General features: G+C 34.4%; 17 protein-coding genes. 5 read left to right on the top strand and 12 right to left on the bottom strand.

Annotated elements, in window-relative coordinates; translation table 11 throughout:
• Positions 1-289 precede the first annotated feature (289 nt).
• The 12 genes from ABEB23_RS09110 to ABEB23_RS09055 form a co-directional block, all read right to left on the bottom strand.
• Positions 290-1,516, bottom strand: a complete 1,227-nt coding sequence (locus ABEB23_RS09110) for an autotransporter outer membrane beta-barrel domain-containing protein (protein WP_348812265.1) — start codon at positions 1,514-1,516, stop codon at positions 290-292.
• Between the two features lie 812 nt (positions 1,517-2,328).
• Positions 2,329-3,171, bottom strand: a complete 843-nt coding sequence (locus ABEB23_RS09105) for a hypothetical protein (protein ID WP_348812263.1) — start codon at positions 3,169-3,171, stop codon at positions 2,329-2,331.
• A gap of 175 nt (positions 3,172-3,346) precedes the next feature.
• Positions 3,347-4,048, bottom strand: a complete 702-nt coding sequence (locus ABEB23_RS09100; RefSeq protein WP_348812262.1) for an MFS transporter — start codon at positions 4,046-4,048, stop codon at positions 3,347-3,349.
• A gap of 121 nt (positions 4,049-4,169) precedes the next feature.
• Positions 4,170-4,760 carry a hypothetical protein gene (locus tag ABEB23_RS09095; RefSeq protein WP_348812260.1) on the bottom strand — a complete coding sequence of 197 codons (591 nt, stop codon included), beginning with the start codon at positions 4,758-4,760 and terminating at the stop codon, positions 4,170-4,172.
• A 404-nt stretch (positions 4,761-5,164) separates the two neighbouring features.
• Positions 5,165-5,941 carry a pyrroline-5-carboxylate reductase gene (proC, locus tag ABEB23_RS09090; protein WP_348812259.1) on the bottom strand — a complete coding sequence of 259 codons (777 nt, stop codon included), beginning with the start codon at positions 5,939-5,941 and terminating at the stop codon, positions 5,165-5,167.
• 97 nt (positions 5,942-6,038) lie between these two features.
• Positions 6,039-7,391 carry a magnesium transporter gene (mgtE, locus tag ABEB23_RS09085; RefSeq protein WP_348812258.1) on the bottom strand — a complete coding sequence of 451 codons (1,353 nt, stop codon included), beginning with the start codon at positions 7,389-7,391 and terminating at the stop codon, positions 6,039-6,041.
• Complete coding sequence (rsmA, locus tag ABEB23_RS09080; RefSeq protein ID WP_348812257.1) at positions 7,381-8,160, bottom strand: 16S rRNA (adenine(1518)-N(6)/adenine(1519)-N(6))-dimethyltransferase RsmA; 780 nt, start codon at positions 8,158-8,160, stop codon at positions 7,381-7,383. Before rsmA ends, mgtE begins: the two co-directional genes overlap by 11 nt.
• Before the next feature lie 178 nt (positions 8,161-8,338).
• On the bottom strand, positions 8,339-8,650 hold the full coding sequence (locus ABEB23_RS09075) for a DUF4286 family protein (RefSeq protein ID WP_315165212.1): 312 nt from the start codon (positions 8,648-8,650) through the stop codon (positions 8,339-8,341).
• A 70-nt stretch (positions 8,651-8,720) separates the two neighbouring features.
• Positions 8,721-10,499, bottom strand: a complete 1,779-nt coding sequence (locus tag ABEB23_RS09070) for a tetratricopeptide repeat protein (protein WP_348812255.1) — start codon at positions 10,497-10,499, stop codon at positions 8,721-8,723.
• 88 nt (positions 10,500-10,587) lie between these two features.
• Positions 10,588-11,859, bottom strand: a complete 1,272-nt coding sequence (gene serS / locus ABEB23_RS09065) for a serine--tRNA ligase (protein WP_348812254.1) — start codon at positions 11,857-11,859, stop codon at positions 10,588-10,590.
• Between the two features lie 216 nt (positions 11,860-12,075).
• A complete protein-coding gene (locus ABEB23_RS09060) occupies positions 12,076-12,615 on the bottom strand; it encodes a DMP19 family protein (RefSeq protein ID WP_348812253.1) in 540 nt (179 codons plus the stop codon).
• Between the two features lie 68 nt (positions 12,616-12,683).
• The gene (locus ABEB23_RS09055; RefSeq protein ID WP_348812252.1) at positions 12,684-12,854 is read right to left on the bottom strand and encodes a hypothetical protein; all 171 of its coding nucleotides are present in this window, start codon (positions 12,852-12,854) and stop codon (positions 12,684-12,686) included.
• Between the two features lie 317 nt (positions 12,855-13,171).
• Here ABEB23_RS09055 and metG point away from each other — a divergent pair, with 317 nt between their 5' ends.
• From metG to ABEB23_RS09030, 5 genes are all read left to right on the top strand, one after another.
• Positions 13,172-15,241: a methionine--tRNA ligase gene (gene metG / locus ABEB23_RS09050; RefSeq protein WP_348812251.1), complete on the top strand. Its 2,070-nt coding sequence runs from the start codon at positions 13,172-13,174 to the stop codon at positions 15,239-15,241.
• 68 nt (positions 15,242-15,309) lie between these two features.
• Positions 15,310-15,993 (top strand): HAD family hydrolase, encoded by a 684-nt coding sequence (locus tag ABEB23_RS09045; protein WP_348812249.1) that lies wholly within the window; start codon positions 15,310-15,312, stop codon positions 15,991-15,993.
• 290 nt (positions 15,994-16,283) lie between these two features.
• The gene (locus tag ABEB23_RS09040; protein WP_348812248.1) at positions 16,284-17,549 is read left to right on the top strand and encodes an OmpA family protein; all 1,266 of its coding nucleotides are present in this window, start codon (positions 16,284-16,286) and stop codon (positions 17,547-17,549) included.
• A 139-nt stretch (positions 17,550-17,688) separates the two neighbouring features.
• A complete protein-coding gene (locus ABEB23_RS09035; RefSeq protein ID WP_348812247.1) occupies positions 17,689-18,318 on the top strand; it encodes a CatA-like O-acetyltransferase in 630 nt (209 codons plus the stop codon).
• Positions 18,319-18,357: 39 nt separating this feature from the next.
• Complete coding sequence (locus ABEB23_RS09030; protein WP_348812245.1) at positions 18,358-18,870, top strand: ferritin; 513 nt, start codon at positions 18,358-18,360, stop codon at positions 18,868-18,870.
• The last annotated feature ends 91 nt before the right edge of the window (positions 18,871-18,961 follow it).

Here is an 18,961-nt window from a genome sequence, read left to right as displayed (position 1 = left end):
AAAATACAGACAAAAAAACTTAAAAAAAATGTGTAACTCTTCCGACTTTGTAACCCTCTATATTCCATAACAAATTCTGGCATCCGCAATTTTATGCCTCATTTTTAAAAATGACTTTTTACGAGCTAAAAATGGCCTTTTCAAGCTTCCGCTCTATTGTAAGCCAAAACATCAATCCAAAAATAAACCCCGCTTAAATCATATTAAACGAGGTTATAATCTATAAATATTTTAAAAATTAAATTTTCAAATCGGTTGTGCAACAGCTATCTTCTGTTATGGGCTGTTTTTAAAACATCGAATATCCAAATATTACTAACAACTTACTATAGTTAGAATCCCAAGATACATAATCTCCCAGCAAATTTCTACTAGTTTGATATCTCATTTCCAAGCTGTATTTATCCTTGAATTTATAACCTATACCAAATCCCAAATTATTTCCTGTTTTTATGCCTAGTGTATTATAATTAGAATTGTCTGCTCTTTTAAACTCGATTGCTGATTTTGAACTAAAATCAAATATATAGGAAGCATTAATAAAAATTTTAGAATTCTTATTAAGAAAAAAATAATGTCTTACGCTTAAAGGGAGTTCAATTGAACTGTAATCAACTGTTGCTATTAGTTTCCCTCCTGCAACATTACTTACGTTAGTAGTTTTTTCTGATTTAAAATATTGAAAAGTGGGCTCTACTGAAATTGACCATTTGTTTTTATTATACGGGAGTATATATTCTGCCTCAACTCCAAAACCCAAGCTTGATTCATTCCCAAAATCCATATTAAGAATATAATTCGATCTAGAATTTTCTATTGATAAAGAAGAGTTGTTTAAATGCATTCTAAACGTTAAATTGAATAAATCTTTTTTCTCTTTTCCTTCGTAATTTATGAAGTCTAAATTATCACATTTATTATATTCAATAAAAAAATCAATTAAGCTCCTTTTTTTATATTCCAAATGTTCCACTTTATTCATTTCAATTGTTGGACACTTTAAATCAATCCACAATTGCTGTTTAAACAGATTATTCGCTCTTACTTCATTGTTAGCATCGAGGTATTTTTTGTATACTAGTTGTTCTATATTAGAGTTCTCTTTATTATAAAAAAACCTTTGCAACTCATCGTTTTTATAGAGGTATAAATTTGATTTCCCTTCAATTAATACTTTTAAAAAAAGTACTTCTTCTAGAAAAACTGGATTTACGTCGCTACTCAAACTATTGATATTCCTACTAGATCTATCTATTTTGACTGTCCTTCTAATATATTTTGAGTTATTATAAATCCCAAATTCTTTTACAAATTTTATGTCGGCATTTATGGACTCACTATTTTCCGATAATTTATATTCAAAATGTGTTGGATTATTATTCCAATCGAGATTTTTAATTAGACAGTCGATTTTTTGTTCAGTATTATTAATGTAGTACCCTTTTTCGAATGAAATTTGAGAATATCCGTTAAGACTTAAGATTACGGTTAAAAATAAAAGTAGTTGTTTTTTCATTTTAATTATTTAATATTTGATTTAGTTAAATTCTGCCGTAAATAGCCCATAACCCAGTTTGTCTAAAAACCTCTAGACGAATAGTTTTTTTTTAATTTATCGGCAAATATATATGATTTAAACTACAAAAAGATTGATTTTTTTAAAAAAGAAAGCGAACGAATACCGCTAAAAACAAATATAAGAAAGCCCTAGAAAGGTTACACAAACTCTTCTGATTTTGTATCTATATGCCGTAACAACTCTAAGTATCCTCTTTTATGCACCGTATTAATGCTTGCGGCAGTTACCTATTGTAATGGCTTCGAAGTCGGGAGACTTCGCAGAGCTAAGAATCGAACCTGTGCAACGCACGTTTACCTCATTAATTTTATTTATGATGACGTTTAGTGATTGCGATTCATTGCCGCAACGAAACCTTCATTATTTCACATAGTTCTTATTTTAAATAATGCATAGCAGATTTTAGTTCTTCAGCGCTATTGACAACTTTGAGTATTTTTCCTTTCCCAATAATAAAGTGAGTTGGAAAACTATTAATGTTTAGGCTGTCGGAGAAATATTCATTGCTAACAGAAACTACTGGATATTTGAATTCTCTTTTAAGTAAAAATCTTTGTAAACTCTCTGATGAATCCGACGCTAATATAAGATGTTTCATTTAGGATATTTATTTAGAATTTTATACAAAGTACTTCTGCAAGAACAGGTTTGGAACTAAATTAAGCCAATATTCGGATTTGACGAATCATCCCCCAAATACAGACTCAACTTTCCATAAAGCCAACTAATTAAACCCGTTGTACTAGCTGTTAGCTGCTGTATCTTTTCGTCATCTTATAATGCAAATTCAAAAATGGAATCCCATAAAATTTCAAATTATGATCAGCTCTCAGTACATTTTCATTGTCAACATAGACTTTAATCCATTCGTGCATTGATTTTACAAACTTAGCCCAATGATTACCTCTGTGGTCAGTTAAAGTAAAATAAAAACCATTGTCACCGAAAACTTTGCCGTCCGAACTTAACAATAACGAACCATCTAAAAGTACTTTTTTTGTCATTACAACTGAAGCATTACCATTTGGTAAAGGAAAAACAACTTTTAGTAATGACTTGTTATATTTTGGAACAAAAGTGGTAGTATAAATTCCAGCATAAATCACATCATTTGAGCTTTTAAGTTTTCTATACCATATAGTCCATTTTACTAAACCTTCATTTGACAATTTGATGATCTCACTTTTTATGCCTTTTGAAGAATCAAGAGAATTCAGTGGTAAGTTTAGTTGTTGCAGTCTTTTGCTAAAAATTATTGATAAAGCTTTTCCAAAAGGTTTGAAAAAACTTTTCCATTCGCTCCAAATTTCAAAATCATAATTTGAAGTATTAACATAAAAGTCTACGACTTGTTTGTTCAGTGTATCCAATTCATTTTGGGTAAAATCTAAATCTGAAATATTTTCTAATAGTCCCGCATTAGGAGTATTAGAACTATAATTTAAATTCTCATTTTTTACTAGATTTCGAATAAATTTGTCACCAATAATATCTTCATCACCAATTGGACCAATTAACCACTTGTCCGTTTCAGGATTAATTTTTCTACCAGTTGTTTTTACCCAATATTGTGTTATTTTATCCTGTATCATTTTATTCTATGGTTCTTAAATCCTCCTCTTTTTGGTGATATAGCAGCCAACGTTCTGGTGCTTTGAGATGGTGGGAATTTCGTAAACGAGTATTTTCTGTTTAAAGAAAACGTGCTGCGAAACTGTAATTCCACTAAAGTCCCACTATATCAAAACGCCTGTTGTGCTTAGCTTTTTATTTCGTTTCGTATTGATATTTTTTCATTTCGTAATCACGAAATTCTTGTTCTGTCATTTTCAAAAGTATCATGGAATAAGTTTTATAGTTTTCAAAATCTTTATCTTTAAAAAAATCTGTTATCTTGTAATGAGTAAAAGTCTGCTCCAAATCCTCAAGTTTTAGTTTTGAAAATCGTCTTCTTGATTTCGGATATTGATTCCAGAATCGTTTGTAGGTATCATACTGTGAATCAGTAATTATATCAACTAGTCCCCCTATTAAATCAACTGGAATTTTATTTTCTGATAACTCGTTAAAATATTTTTCAATTTGGCTGTGAAATTTCTTTTTTGGTTCAAGTTTATTTTTAGTTTTCCACTTGGTCAAAACTAATGAAGATAAGAATCCACATAGAGCGAGTATAATTAAAAGTAAACTTCTCAATGGTCTATAATCCAAAGCTAATAATGGAAAAACACTGTTAACTGTCAAGAGAGCAAGAGCAATCAGATAAATATTTCTTTTAAAAAAATCCAGATATAAGTTAAACGCAAGAATTGAAATAATAAAAATAATTACTGTGTAAAAAATAGTCAATCCAAATCCAACTGACTTGTGGTACATTGGATAAAAATAATACAAACTATGATGGATAATTGCTAATCCGACAATTTGAATTATTGAAATCAATATTGGTCTTAGAACCTTTTTAGTCATTTTTTAGCTATCTATTTGTCGGTTTGGTAGGTCTCTTAAAATTGAGCACAACGTTATGGTATTACAGCGGGTTTGGGATCAAATTAAGCCATTATCTGGATTTAGCTATTAGCAACTAGTCTTAATAAGCTAATTCTGTTATTATTCTATCACCTAAGAAACCTTTTACGAGATTAATTATTCTCTCAGCCTCCCAAGATGGAATATTTTTTCCAAATCTAAATTTTTCATTTGAAGTAATTATTTCCATAGTTCCTTCGTCGATTAGAAACTGTAATTCTTTTTCGGTAGTTGCTAAACCTGTAATATCTACAATATCATTTTTTAATGGATGTTCAGTATATTCAGTTGCTCCAATAAATGCTAATTTAACTATTTGATCAATTTCAAATACTTTCCTTTTTACGTTACCATGTCCGATTTGATTCATCACAGTAAGAGTTTGTGTGTTGACAATTATAAATTCTTGATAAAGCGCATTTGAATGATATTTTTTAGCAACAATAAAAGTAAATATCAGCGCAATAAATAAAATTATTGTGGAAATTGGAGAATCTTTCCAAGTTTGAGAAATGACAAATAGAATTAATGGAATAGAACAAAACATTAAACAACCATTAAATAAAAAAATATTTTTTAAAATTGGTTTTATTGTTTTTTGAAAATCAATTTTAAGTTCTACAGGATTTTGTTTTTCTATAGTTTCTTCCATTTTGAGTTTTTTTGTTGGGTAGTTGCTGGTCACTTCTATACGCAAGCCATAAAATAGCTTTAATATGCCCTATTTGACTTGACTTTACCATAAAATTTAATAGTGTTTATTTTGCTAATATAGAGAAAAATTTTACAAATAATCAAAGGAGCTTTTAATTTACCGCATGCCTTTTGCCTTTACAAGAGTTTAAATCTCAGTTTCTTCTACTGCAATTCCTCACCATTCGGGTAGTGATATTTCCTTGTACGTCCATGACCTGTACGTTATTCGAGTGTCCGCGTGACGGACAGAAGCAAACTACCAAAGTAGTGCGGATGGCCAGACCGCATTACAAAAAAGGGTCCTCTCAACAGTTACGCTGAGAAGACCCTTTTTTTAATGGGGGCACGCCCAAATGAGGCTTATCCCTTGATTTGTTTCAAAGAAGTTTTGATTCCTTTAATTAAGGATGAACTGAATCCGTGCAATTCCATTTCGTTTAATCCCGCAATGGTACAGCCTTGTGGCGTTGTAACACGATCAATTAATTGTTCCGGATGACCTTTTTCTTCTAAAAGCATTTCGGCAGCTCCTTTTACAGTCTGGGCAGAAATGGCTAAGGCAGTTTGCCAGTCAAAACCAATTTCGATTCCGGCTTGCATCGAAGCACGGATGTAACGCAACGCAAAAGCAGTTCCACTGGCCGCAAGAACAGTGGCTGCATCCATCAATTTCTCATCAATGATGGGAGCGGTTCCTAAATCCTGAAAAAGAGCGACAACACCTTGCGCTTTCTCTTTGTCTTTTTCATTAAAAGCGATACAAGTAGCCGATGCGCCAAATTGAGCCGCAATATTAGGCATGATTCGGATGGCACTGTTGGCAGAACCTATTTTGTTTTGTAAATTTTCGATGGATAATCCGCTTACCGCCGAAGCGATTACTTTATTGGAAATCACTGGAAGAATTTCGGCCAAAACAGTATCTACCTGATACGGTTTTATAGTCAAAATAATAACGTCTGCATCTTGAATTTGATGAATATTATTCGTGGTAACTGTTGCTCCTAATTTTTCAAGGTAAAGAATACTGGCCGTATTTCTTCTGGTAATGGTCACTTGATTGTCTTGTGAAAATTTTGACAATCCTAATGCGATAGAAACACCTAAGTTTCCGCCGCCAATAATGTGTACTTTCATTCTGTTTTTAGTTTATAGTTTTTTTGGTTTTTTAGCTAGTTTTTTTTTCGAGACAACTATCCAATGCAGAACTAAATACCAGGTAACGACTTGATATTTAAAACCCTAAAATCATTTTTGCAATCGAAAAATAAATCAGAATTCCGCAAATATCATTACTGGTCGTTATAAATGGCCCTGTGGCCAATGCGGGGTCAATCCCGAATTTATCCAACAATAAGGGAATAAAGGTTCCGATAAGCGAGGCGATTATAATTACCGATACTAATGCTATGGTTACGATGATTCCGATGATAATTTCAACATTCAAAAGAAAATGACTTCCGAGGAATAATATAGAGGCCAGAATCACGCCGTTTAATAAACTTAGTGAAACCTCTTTGATTAATCGGTTAAACAAGGATCCGCTCAAGGTATTATTGGCCAAACCCTGAACAATAATTGCCGAAGATTGCACACCGACATTCCCTGCCATCGCCGCAATAAGTGGGGTAAAAAAGAATAAATTCCCATGTTCTGCCATGGCTCCTTCAAACAAACCTAGTACTCTTACGGTGATAAAACCACCCAAAAGTGCCAGAACCAGCCAAGGCAAACGCGCTTTGGTCAACTCCATAATGCTGTCATCTGCTTCAACGTCTTGTGAGATACCTGCAGCCAATTGGTAATCCTGATCAGCTTCATCCTTGATTACGTCCACGATATCATCAATGGTGATTCGACCCACCAAACGACCCAATTCATCCACCACCGGAATGGCTTCCAAATCGTATTTCTGCATGATTCGCGCCACCTCAACATCTTCGGTATCTACTTTTACCGAATTCAGTTTTCGGATATACACATCACTGATGGGTGTTCTGGACGAAGTAGTCAATAAATCTTTGAGTGATAATCGGCCTTTCAATCGGTCTTCGTCATCGACTACATAAATCGAATGGACTCTGGAAATATTTTCAGCCTGAATACGCATTTCTTTGACACAGGTTAATACATTCCAATTTTCATTGACTTTAACCAGCTCCTTGTGCATGATTCCCCCGGCAGTATCCTCATCATAACGCAACAAGTCCACAATATCCTTGGCATGCTCAACATCCTGCAATTCCGAGATTACTTCGGCTTTGATATCTTGCGAAAGTTCTGCAATAATATCGGCCGCGTCATTGGTTTCAAGTTCATCTAACTCTTCCGCAATCTCTTTTGGCGAAAGCCTGCTCAATATATTTTCACGCAAATCATCTTCTAATTCCAGAAGAATCTCTGCGGTTTTATCACTGTCTAATACCCTAAAAATGTAGGTCGCCTCTTCAAAATCAAGCTCATCAAGAATTTCCGCAATATCAGCATGGTGCATATCATTCAGTAAAGCTTCCAATTGATGGTCGTTTTTGTTTTGAATGAGTTGCTCTAATTCATGGATTAATTCTTTGCTGATTTTAAACTCCATCGGCTTCTATTTTTTGGGTAAGTTCAATAAACTGTTCTACGCTAAGTTGCTCCGGACGAAGGTCAAATACCGGATCTTCTCTTAAATTATCGGACAAATTTAAGGTTTTTAAACTGTTTCGCAAGGTTTTTCTACGTTGCTGAAAAGCAGTTTTCACGACTGTAAAAAACAATTTTTCACCACAAGGCAAACTGTAATTTTCCTTACGACGCATTCTCATGACTCCCGATTTTACTTTTGGCGGCGGATTGAAAACATGTTCATCTACTGTAAATAAATATTCGGTATCATAAAATGCCTGAGCTAAAACCGACAATATTCCGTAAGTTTTACTTCCCTTTTTCTCGCAAATACGTTCGGCCACTTCTTTCTGGAACATCCCAGCAAATTCCGGAATCTGGTTTCTCAATTCTAATGTTCTAAACACGATCTGTGTTGAGATATTATAAGGAAAGTTTCCGATTATTGCGAATTGTTTGCCTTCAAAAACTTCGTTGATATTGTATTTCAGAAAATCTTTTGAAATGATTCTGTCTTTCAGTTTTGGATAATTGGCATCCAGATACTCCACCGATTCGGTATCGATTTCAATCACGTAGGTATTGATTGGTTTGTCTAACAAATATTTTGTCAAAACACCCATTCCCGGACCAATTTCTAACACATCATCGTATCCTTTTAAGTTCAAAGTGTCGGCAATGTCTTTAGCGATGCTTTCGTCTTTAAGGAAGTGTTGTCCGAGGTGTTTTTTTGCTTTTACTTTTTCCATGATTTTTCTTTAACCGCAAAGACGCAACGTTTTTTTTCTAACCGCAAAGGTACGAAGGCGATACGTTTGTTTGTTTTTTCTAAAAAGCAACGAATTACTTTTGTTTTTTAACCGCAAAGACGCCAAGGCGCTAGCTTAGTTTTGTTTTTAAAATTGGGAACCAGAACTTGCAATAAAACTAATGTTCTGAAATCAATTCCAATTCCGTTCTAAAAGTCAGCATTCTGTCACCAAAAAGCTTGGTTCCTTCTTCACGCAAAGCCGGTGCATCTTCCTGGTAATATTTCTCCAAAGTTTCTTTACTATCTGTAGTATATTGCACCGAATAGGTTACTCCGCCCATTTCTTCTTCAACTAAAACGCGCACCATTCTGGCAGAAGAAAATTTTCCTGTAGCCAAAACTTCCGGAATGTGCTTGTGCTGCATCCAAATCATCCATTGATCATGAACGCTTTCGTGTATGTTTGTGGTAACGTTATATATTATCATTACTTATTGTTTAATCGGTTATTTGTTTAATTGGTTAAACGGTTAAACAAATAACCGATTAAACATAAACTTATAAATTATTATCTCCTCTCAGCTCCCTGAATTTTCTTCGGGCATCTACAAAATAAATACTGTCCTGATGATTGAATAATATCTTTTCGTACAATAGCTTTGCTTTGTCTGGCATTTGCAATTCTTTGTTATAAAGTTCCGCCGAAAAATATAAGGCTTCGTCTATATAAATTCCGTCACTGTGCTGATCAATAATGCTTTGGTATTGGCTTAAAGCCAAAGTAAAATCACCTTGTTTTTCATAGATTTTACCCAAACGCAACAAAGTTACACCTTCTATTTCCTGACCTTTAAAACGTTGCAAAATCATCTGAAATTGCTTTATGGCTTCCTGATTTCTATTTTGATATAAAAAGTAATCCCCTTTTGCAAATGCTGCCAAAGCCGTTTGTGTCGAATCGGCAACAGTATTATCGTTTATTAAAAGAAAATACTCCAAAGCATCATTGGCAATCAATTGTGTGTTGGCTGCTTTCAATTCCTTGAACTGTTTCAAAGCCCACGCAAAATCGGTTTTGAAATAACTTGTTTTAGCCGCTTTCAAACTTGCTTCATGCGCCACGACATCATTCTTCAAATCCAATTCAATCTGTGAATAATAAATTAAAGCCTGATTGAATTTTTCTTCGAAAAGCAAGATATCAGCCAGTTCCATTTTGGCCTGAGCTTCTTCGTAATCATTCAGTTGCAATTCGAGTGCTCTTTTTACTATTGCTTTTCCTTCTTCAGGTTTTTTTAAATTAAAAGCCACAAAATGCGCCTGAATCAGCTGCAAAGATAAGGTAAAAGGACTTATTTCAAACTGTTTCAACAAAGTGTCTAATTCTGTATTAATCGCTGCGAAGTCCGTTTCCTGTGCTTTATTAATTTTCATCTTCAGCAAATAGGAATTTGCCTGTACCAATAACTCTAAGTCTTTCGTGTTTTCCAGAACAAAACCCAGAATTTCCTTTGCCGCCTCCTGATTGTCTTCTTCAATGGCCAATTGCCCCAAATTAACAATATTGGAAAGCGATTCCGGATCCCGTCTGTAAATGGCTTTTTCCTGAATAAAGGCTTTGGTCAATTCTTTCTTCTGGACATAAAACCAACTCAAATAATGATTCCAAAACAGGTCCTGATTTTTTTGGGTTCTAATAATTAACGCTTTACGCAAGGCATCATCAAAACTGGTATCAGCTTCATCCGCCATGAAACGAGTCAATTGATTTTGAATCAACATCGAACTCTGTGGATTAGCAAAAGCTTCATCCAAAAAAGTATTGATCATCATCTCCTGATTGCCCAACTGACCGTAAAGCAATCCCATCTGATAATTAAAATTAAAATTGGGTTCCAGTTCCACTGCTGTTTGATAGGCTTTCAAAGCGTATTCCAACAATACTTTTCTCTCAAAGGAAGCCGCAATACTATACACTTCATTTGGATTTTTCTTTATCCGATCTAAAGCCTGCTGATAATAGTTTTGGGCTTTGACATCATTTTTTTGAAGTTGAAAATTGTACCCCAATTCCACCAGAAGACTTCCCTGTTTGTATTTGTCCAATCGGGTCTGAATGGCTTTTTCGGCTACATTATATTGTTTCAATTGTTGGTAACAATCGACTGTTTTTAAAAAATATTGTGAATTTTGAGGGATTTCCTGCAGTAACTCTTCAAAGCTGACCAATGCTTTTTCAAAATCCCCTTTGTCATAATAATAATATGCCAATTGTTCGTTTTGAGCGAACGCAAATAGTGAGAATGACAAAGTGATATAGAGAAAAAGCTTTTTCATTTTCAATATCTGTTTTTAGTCGCAGTCACAGTTTTCAGTCACAGCATCCCGATATCTATCAGGACTGTGACTGATAACCGCAAACTAATTAATTTATAATATCAAACCCGCAGTACGGACGCAACACTTCTGGAATTACGATTCCTTCCGGAGTTTGGTAATTTTCTAAAATTCCTGCCAACACTCTAGGCAAAGCCAATGAACTTCCGTTTAAAGTGTGTGCCAATTGGTTTTTCCCTTCTTTATCTTTGAAACGCAATTTCAAACGATTCGCCTGGAAAGTTTCAAAATTTGAAACAGAAGAAATTTCTAACCAACGATCTTGCGCTGTAGAAAACACCTCGAAATCGTACGTTAATGCTGAAGTGAATCCCATGTCACCTCCGCAAAGACGCAATATTCTGTATGGCAATTTCAATTCCTGAAGAATATTCTTAACGTGTTCTACCATTCCGTCTAATGCTTCATATGATTTATCAGGATGCTCTACACGTACTATTTCTACTTTATCAAATTGGTGCAAACGGTTTAACCCACGTACATGCGCTCCATAAGAACCAGCTTCGCGACGGAAACAAGGCGTGTAGGCCGTAGTTAAAATTGGCAATTCATTTTCGTTTAAGATTACATCACGAAACAAATTCGTTACCGGAACCTCAGCGGTTGGAATTAGATATAAATCATCCGTAGCATCATGGTACATTTGCCCTTCTTTGTCCGGCAATTGTCCCGTTCCGTACGCAGACGCTTCGTTTACCATATGTGGAACCTGAACTTCATTGTAACCTGCAGCAGTATTTTTATCCAAGAAATAATTGATTAAAGCACGTTGTAATTTGGCTCCTTTTCCTTTATAAACCGGAAATCCCGCTCCAGTGATTTTTACTCCTAATTCGAAATCAATGATGTCGTATTTTTTCACCAATTCCCAGTGCGGTTGTGCTCCTTCATGCAAAACTGGAACTTCCCCTTCTTCAAAAACGTTTAAGTTTTCCTCTGGTGTTTTTCCAACAGGCACAATATCAGCCGGAAGGTTAGGTAAAGTATATAATTTTTCCAAAAGTTCTGCAGCAAGCGCATCAGCAGTTTCTGCTAATTTTTTGCTTTTCTCTTTTAATAAAACCGTTTTTTCTTTTAAAATAGCGGCTTTTGATTTCTCACCGCTTTTCATCAATTCGCCAATGTCTTTGGATAATTTATTAGATTCGGATAAAGTTCCGTCTAACTCCACTTGCGTAGCGCGACGTTTTTCATCCAGTTGTACCACTTCTTCAACAACACTTGTAGCATCGATGTTTCTCTTTGCCAAAGCCTTGATTACTTTTTCCTGATTCTCTCTAATAAATGCGATTTGTAACATAGCTTGATTTTTAAAACTCTTCTTATATAATAAAGGAAGCAAATTTAAGGAAATGTTTGATAGGAACGAGACAAAGTTTCTATGAAAAATTATTTCGCGAAGATGCACAAAGCAGACACAAGGACCCTCAGAGTTTTAAAACTTTAAAACACTTTGTTGTATCTTCTTTGAATGCCTTTGTATTTTCTTCGTGCGCCTTTGTGAAACAACTGTGATCTATTCTCTTTTAATCTCATGTCCCACGAATTCTTCTAAAGTTGCAAACATTTCGTCTACAGAAAGCACTTCAAAATCCGGGTGAGTTTTTAAAAAATCGGCATTCAAGATAACCAAGTTTTCTTCTATTTCGAAGAAAGTATCGTTATTGAGTAAATCTCTAATAGGATTTACACCCTCTAATTTCCCAGACAGAAATTTATTGAGTTTAACGCTGCTCATTAATTTCACTTTTTTGGATTGTTGTTGAAATAATTCCAAGTGTTTTTCGGCACCAAGTAATGCCAAACCTTCTTCTATCAATTCATTTAATTCGGTATTCCAACGAGAATTATAAACAAATTGAGCAAAGTTACCCGCAGCATATTGGGAGTAATAATAATCTAAATAATAACTCATCAAAGCATCATCATGAATCAAATCGTCATTAACACCTTCTTCGCGCATTAAGTTAACTACTGAAATATTAGAGTTCACCACATCTTGTGGATTTTCACTATTCATTGCAGTTTCTGAAATAATTATTCTACCAAATTCCATACTTTTATATTTAAATACTAGAGTGCAAATTTCAGTTAAAATACAACAGAAAAGAAATACAATCTGATTTATATACTATCCGATTCATTACTACTCTTCTTCTGATTCATTTTTGCAACTAAGGTTTTTAAACGCAAGGCTTTTTCTTTTTTTTCCTCCTGAAGTTTAGCTTTTTTTCGATTTAGCAATTTGGTATGTAAAGCCTTATTTTTGGTGTTTTTTTCGGGTCCTTTTGCCATGATTTCTAATCTTCAATAATTATGATGGCAAATATAAACAAAGCCATATTAAAAATGAGGAATGGATGAAAAACCCATATTCCTAGCCCCGATTACTTCACTTAATTTTTATTTTCAGCGGAGTTCAGTGAACTTCGTTTGCAGTGAAAATCCTTTTGTGCAGGGGTTCAGCACAAAAGATTGCAACGAATAAACAAATAAAACAAAAAATGCAATTTATTTACACTAGTACGAGCAAGTCGCGACTTGTCCCTACCATAAAAAATCTTATTTTTGCACCTCGTTCTGAATTAATTTCAGAATCTAAAAATAATTTTATGATACAGAATCCAAAAAGATATACGATTACAGCAGCATTGCCTTATACAAATGGACCAATCCACATTGGCCATTTAGCGGGTGTTTACGTGCCTTCAGACATTTATTCCCGTTACCTGAGATTACAAGGAAGAGACGTTTTGTTTGTTTGCGGAAGTGATGAACATGGTGTTGCCATTTCGATGAAAGCCAAAAAAGAAGGTATTACACCACAAGAAGTAATCGATAAATATGACGGAATTATTCGTAAATCATTTTCGGATTTTGGAATTTCATTTGACAATTATTCCAGAACCTCGGCTAAAATTCATCATGACACGGCTTCAGAATTTTTTAGAACACTTTATGATAAAGGTGATTTTATTGAGGAAGTAACCGAACAACTATATGATGCAAAAGCGGACCAGTTCTTAGCAGACCGTTTTGTAACCGGAACTTGCCCAAAATGTGGTAATGAAGAAGCGTATGGTGATCAATGTGAAAAATGTGGCTCTACCTTAAACGCTACAGATTTGATTAATCCAAAATCGACTATAACAGGGGAAACTCCGATTTTGAAATCAACAAAACACTGGTTTTTACCTTTAGACCGATATGAAGATTTCTTGAAAGAATGGATTCTTGTTGGACACAAAAACGACTGGAAACCGAATGTTTACGGTCAAGTAAAATCATGGATCGACGGTGGATTAGAGCCTCGTGCCGTAACCCGTGACCTGGATTGGGGAATTGATGTTCCGGTTGAAGGAGCTGAAGGCAAAAAATTATATGTGTGGTTTGATGCGCCAATTGGCTACATTTCTTCTACCAAAGAATGGGCTTTACGCGAAGGAAAAAATTGGGAACCATACTGGAAAGATAAAGACACCAAACTGGTTCACTTTATCGGAAAAGACAATATTGTTTTCCACTGCATTATTTTCCCGGCAATGTTGAAAGCCGAAGGAAGTTATATTTTACCTGATAATGTCCCTGCGAATGAGTTCTTGAATTTGGAAGGAAATAAACTATCTACTTCTAAAAACTGGGCAGTTTGGTTGCACGAGTACCTGGAAGAATTCCCGAATCAGCAAGATGTTTTGCGTTACGCTTTAACCTCAAATGCACCGGAAACAAAAGATAATGACTTTACCTGGAAAGATTTTCAGGCAAGAAATAATAATGAATTAGTAGCGATTTTTGGAAACTTCATCAATCGTGTTGTGGTTTTAACCAATAAATATTACAACGGTATTGTTCCGGAACCAAACGAACTTTCAGAAGTTGACGAACAAACTTTGACTGAATTGAAAGCATATCCAGCGGTAATTTCGAGCTCTATAGAAAGGTACCGATTCCGTGAAGCTTTGGGTGAATTAATGAATGTGGCTCGTTTAGGAAATAAATATCTGGCCGATGAAGAGCCTTGGAAAGTAATCAAAGACAATCCGGAACGTGTACAAACACAAATGTATGTGGCGCTGCAAATTGCTGCGGCATTGAGCTCTCTATGTGAACCCTTCTTACCATTTACTGCCATAAAATTAAAACGTATCCTAAATGTTACATCAAACGCAGTCGAGATGAACTGGAATACTATTAGTGAAACATCTGATTTAATTCCGGCAGGACACCAGATTGGTGAAGCTGAATTACTTTTTTCTAAAATTGAAGACGAAGAAATCCAAAAACAAATAAACAAATTGGAAGCAACAAAAACGGCTAATATCGCTGAAAACAAAAAAGCAGAACCACAAAAAGACCTAATTCAGTTTGAGGATTTTGCAAAAATGGATATCCGTGTAGGAACCATTTTGGAAGCTGAAAAAATGCCAAAAGCGAATAAACTTTTGATTTTAAAAGTAGATACTGGAATTGATGTTCGCACGATCGTTTCGGGAATTGCAGAGAGTTTTTCACCAGAGGACATTGTCGGAAAACGTGTTACTGTTTTAGTGAATTTGGCTCCAAGAAACCTTCGTGGCGTGGAGAGTCAAGGAATGATTTTAATGACTACCAATGCAGAAGGAAAACTGGTTTTTGTAAATCCTGATGCAGATGGTGTTGCAAATGGAGAGACGATAAACTAATAAAAATTAACCGCAGATTCTCTGATTATTTCTCATTAATCGGAGAATCTGCGGCAAAATAAATAAAAATGAACCTAAAAGTAATTGCTTTCGACGCTGATGATACCTTATGGATCAACGAAACCTATTTTGATGAAACCGAGAAAAAATTCTGTGGTTTGATGGAAGATTATTTGTCGCATCAAGGAATTTCAAAGGAACTTTTTAAAATTGAAATCGATAATCTAAAATTGTATGGATACGGAATTAAAGGCTATATCCTTTCGATGATTGAAGCGGCAATGCGAATTTCGAATAATACTATTCCCATAGAAATAGTTGAAAAAATCATTCAGTACGGAAAAGAATTGCTTGAAAAACCAATTGTTTTGTTGGATGGAGTAGAAGAAACCTTGGAAGCATTGCATGGAAAATATAAATTAGTGGTTGCCACCAAAGGAGATTTATTGGACCAACGCCGAAAATTACACAATTCTGGTCTTGGCCATTACTTTCATCATATTGAAGTAATGTCAGACAAACAAGAAATTGATTATTCTGATTTGATCAAACGTCTGGAAATCGAACCTTCCGAATTTTTCATGATTGGCAATTCGCTAAAATCAGATGTTCTGCCGGTTTTAGCCATTGGCGGACACGCAGTTCATATTCCGTTTCACACCACTTGGGCGCACGAAAAAATTGACCATAAAGTGGAGCATGACAACTTCAATGCTTTTGACAAAATAACGGAAGTCTTAACAAGATTATAATTAATAAATCCTCATCAAATAAAACATAATAAACTGCTCAAAACTACATTACCTTACAGTTTTTTTCCTTCCATACATTGAAATATTACCAAACCCCTTAGATTATAACATAAAAGTGAGGAATTTTTATTTTTTTAAAATCCCTCGCAAACAACTCATCTACAATCATTTAAAATCATTACCATTAATTACATTTTAACAAGATAATCATTATTTTTTATAAGTTGCTATTTGGAACCTTTTCATTAAACATTTAATTGTACTTTTGCGCAAAATCTAAAATTTAAAATATGAAAAAACTTTTACTTACGTTAGTTTTTGCTTCGGTAATATCAAATTTAAATGCGCAAACAGAAACTGAAAAAAACTCAAAAAACATTTTCAACAAGTGGTCTATAGAATTCGCTGCTGGTTTCAATACGGTTCAAAAACCGCTGACTCCAGGATATTGGACAGCTACTCCAGGCCTATTTGTAGCTGATTTAGGTGCACGTTACATGTTCAATAACAAATTTGGTTTGAAAGCAGATTTCGGATACAACAATTTTGAATCTAAAGACGATTCAAAAGATTTTCAGTCTAAATACTATAGATTTGACGTCCAAGGAGTTGCCAATCTTGGAAGAATAATGAATTTTGAAACTTGGACAAAAACTATTGGGTTATTAGGACATACTGGCTTCGGTTTGTCATACTTAGAGAATACAGATGCTTCGATTGACGATAAAATGATTAACTATATCGCTGGTGTTACAGGTCAAATCAAATTATCTGAAAAATTTGCTTTAACAGGAGATTTCTCAACTATCATACACGCCAAACAATATTTTAATTTTGATGGTTATGGTCTAAACCCGGCTCCTAGAGGGTTTAGCGGCATTGTCTTTAACACTACAGTGGGTCTAACATATTACTTAGGCAAAAACAGCAATCATGCGGACTGGCAGATCGATAATCAAAAAGAATTAGAAATCGAAGCATTGAAACAACAAATTGGTAAAATTGAAACATCCTTGCTAGATACAGACAGAGATGGTGTTACTGATTATATAGATCTTGAACCGAATACCATTTCAGGCGTAACAGTTGATACAAAAGGGAGATCAATTGATTTGAATAAAAATGGCGTTCCTGATGAATTGGAAAGCTATTTTGAAAAAACTTATGGAAAATCATCTGACCAATCTTCAGACCCAAAATACAATGAATCAATTAAGAAATTAATCAATAATGGCTACATTACTGTCTATTTCGATTCAAATAGTTCAGTTCCTACAAATTTCTCAACAGATAACATTAATTTTATCTTAACTTATTTGAGAAATAACCCTACAGCTTCAATCGACATTGTTGGTCACGCTGATGAATTAGGAAAATCAGAATACAATAATAAACTATCTAAAGCGAGAGCTGAAGCTGTTAAAAGTATTTTAGTAAAAGCTAACATCAATGCTTCAAGATTAAATATTATTGCTGCTGGGGAAGACAATTCAGTTGTAAAAGATTCGGAAAGCGCTAGAAAATTAGTAAGAAGCGTTACTTTCATAATAAAATAATCTATTTGATTTTTATTAAAAGCCCTAAAAGAAAAATTTTTAGGGCTTTTTTGTAGACCAAAAACAACTTTTCTTTATAAAAGAAGTAAAAAACATTCAAAAGAATAATTCTACTTTTGTACCTAAAACTTTTTAAATAATGAAAACACTTTTAGACCTGGAAAACTGGCCCAGAAAAGAACATTTCCATTTTTTCAGGCAATTTGAAGAACCATTTTTTGGTGCTACGGTCGAGATTGATTGTACCAAAGCATACGAAGTCGCCAAGGCATCGGATACTTCTTTTTTCATTTACTATTTGCATAAAACTCTGGTTGCAGTAAACACAATGGAATGCTTTCGATATCGTATTTCAGGAGATCAGATTTACATTAACGACCGAATCGATGGTTCTGCCACTATTGGTCGTAAAGACGGCACTTTTGGTTTTTCTTTAATTGAATACCATACTGATTTTAAAATTTTTAAACAAACAGCCTTAACCGAAATAGAACGCATTCAAAGTACAACCGGTATTTTTACAAGAGCTTTTGAAGATGATAATGTAATTCATTTTTCGGCCATTCCGTGGTTGAACTTCACTTCCCTTTCCCACGCCAGAAGTTATGCGTTTCCGGATAGCTGTCCTAAGGTTTCTTTTGGCAAAATGACTACTTCAGAAACAGGAAAAAGAACTATGCCAATGTCTGTGCACGTACATCACGGCTTGATTGATGGATTGCACCTGGGACAATTTGTAGATTCTTTTCAGGAATTAATGAATCGGTAAATGAATTATTTTTTTTAACTTTACTAAAAACTCATGGCTATGTTATCAAAAAATATCGAAACCGCGTTGAACAATCAGATTCGTATTGAAGCTGAATCATCCCAAACTTATCTTTCTATGGCCTCTTGGGCAGAAACGCATGGTTTGGAAGGAATTTCAAAATTTATGTACGCCCAATCGGAGGAAGAAAGGGTACACATGCTTAAATTAGTAAAATATGTCAATGAGCGAGGTGGACATGCTAAAGTAAGCGAATTAAAAGCTCCTAAAATTAGCTACGGAACATTCAAGGAAATGTTTGAAGAACTTTACCAACATGAAATTTTCGTTTCTGATTCGATTAATCAACTGGTACATATTACTTTTGATGAAAAAGACTATGCCACGCATAATTTCTTGCAATGGTATGTAGCCGAACAAATAGAAGAGGAAGCCCAAGCCAAACTGATCTTGGACAAAATCAATCTGATTGGCGATGACAAAGGTGGTTTGTACTTATTTGACAGAGACATTCAACAAATTGCAGTTGCCTCTGCAGCAGCAGCAAAATAGCACTCCCTTGTTAACAATTTAAATTTAGTTTAATTAATCAAATGCCTTAGAGGATTTCATTCTTTTTAAGGCATTTTTTTTGCATCAAAAA

This window comes from Flavobacterium maritimum (assembly GCF_040049085.1).
Taxonomy (GTDB): Bacteria; Bacteroidota; Bacteroidia; order Flavobacteriales; family Flavobacteriaceae; genus Flavobacterium; species Flavobacterium maritimum.
The sequence above is the reverse complement of the archived record's forward strand: the minus strand, read 5'-3'. Positions and strand labels throughout refer to the sequence as shown.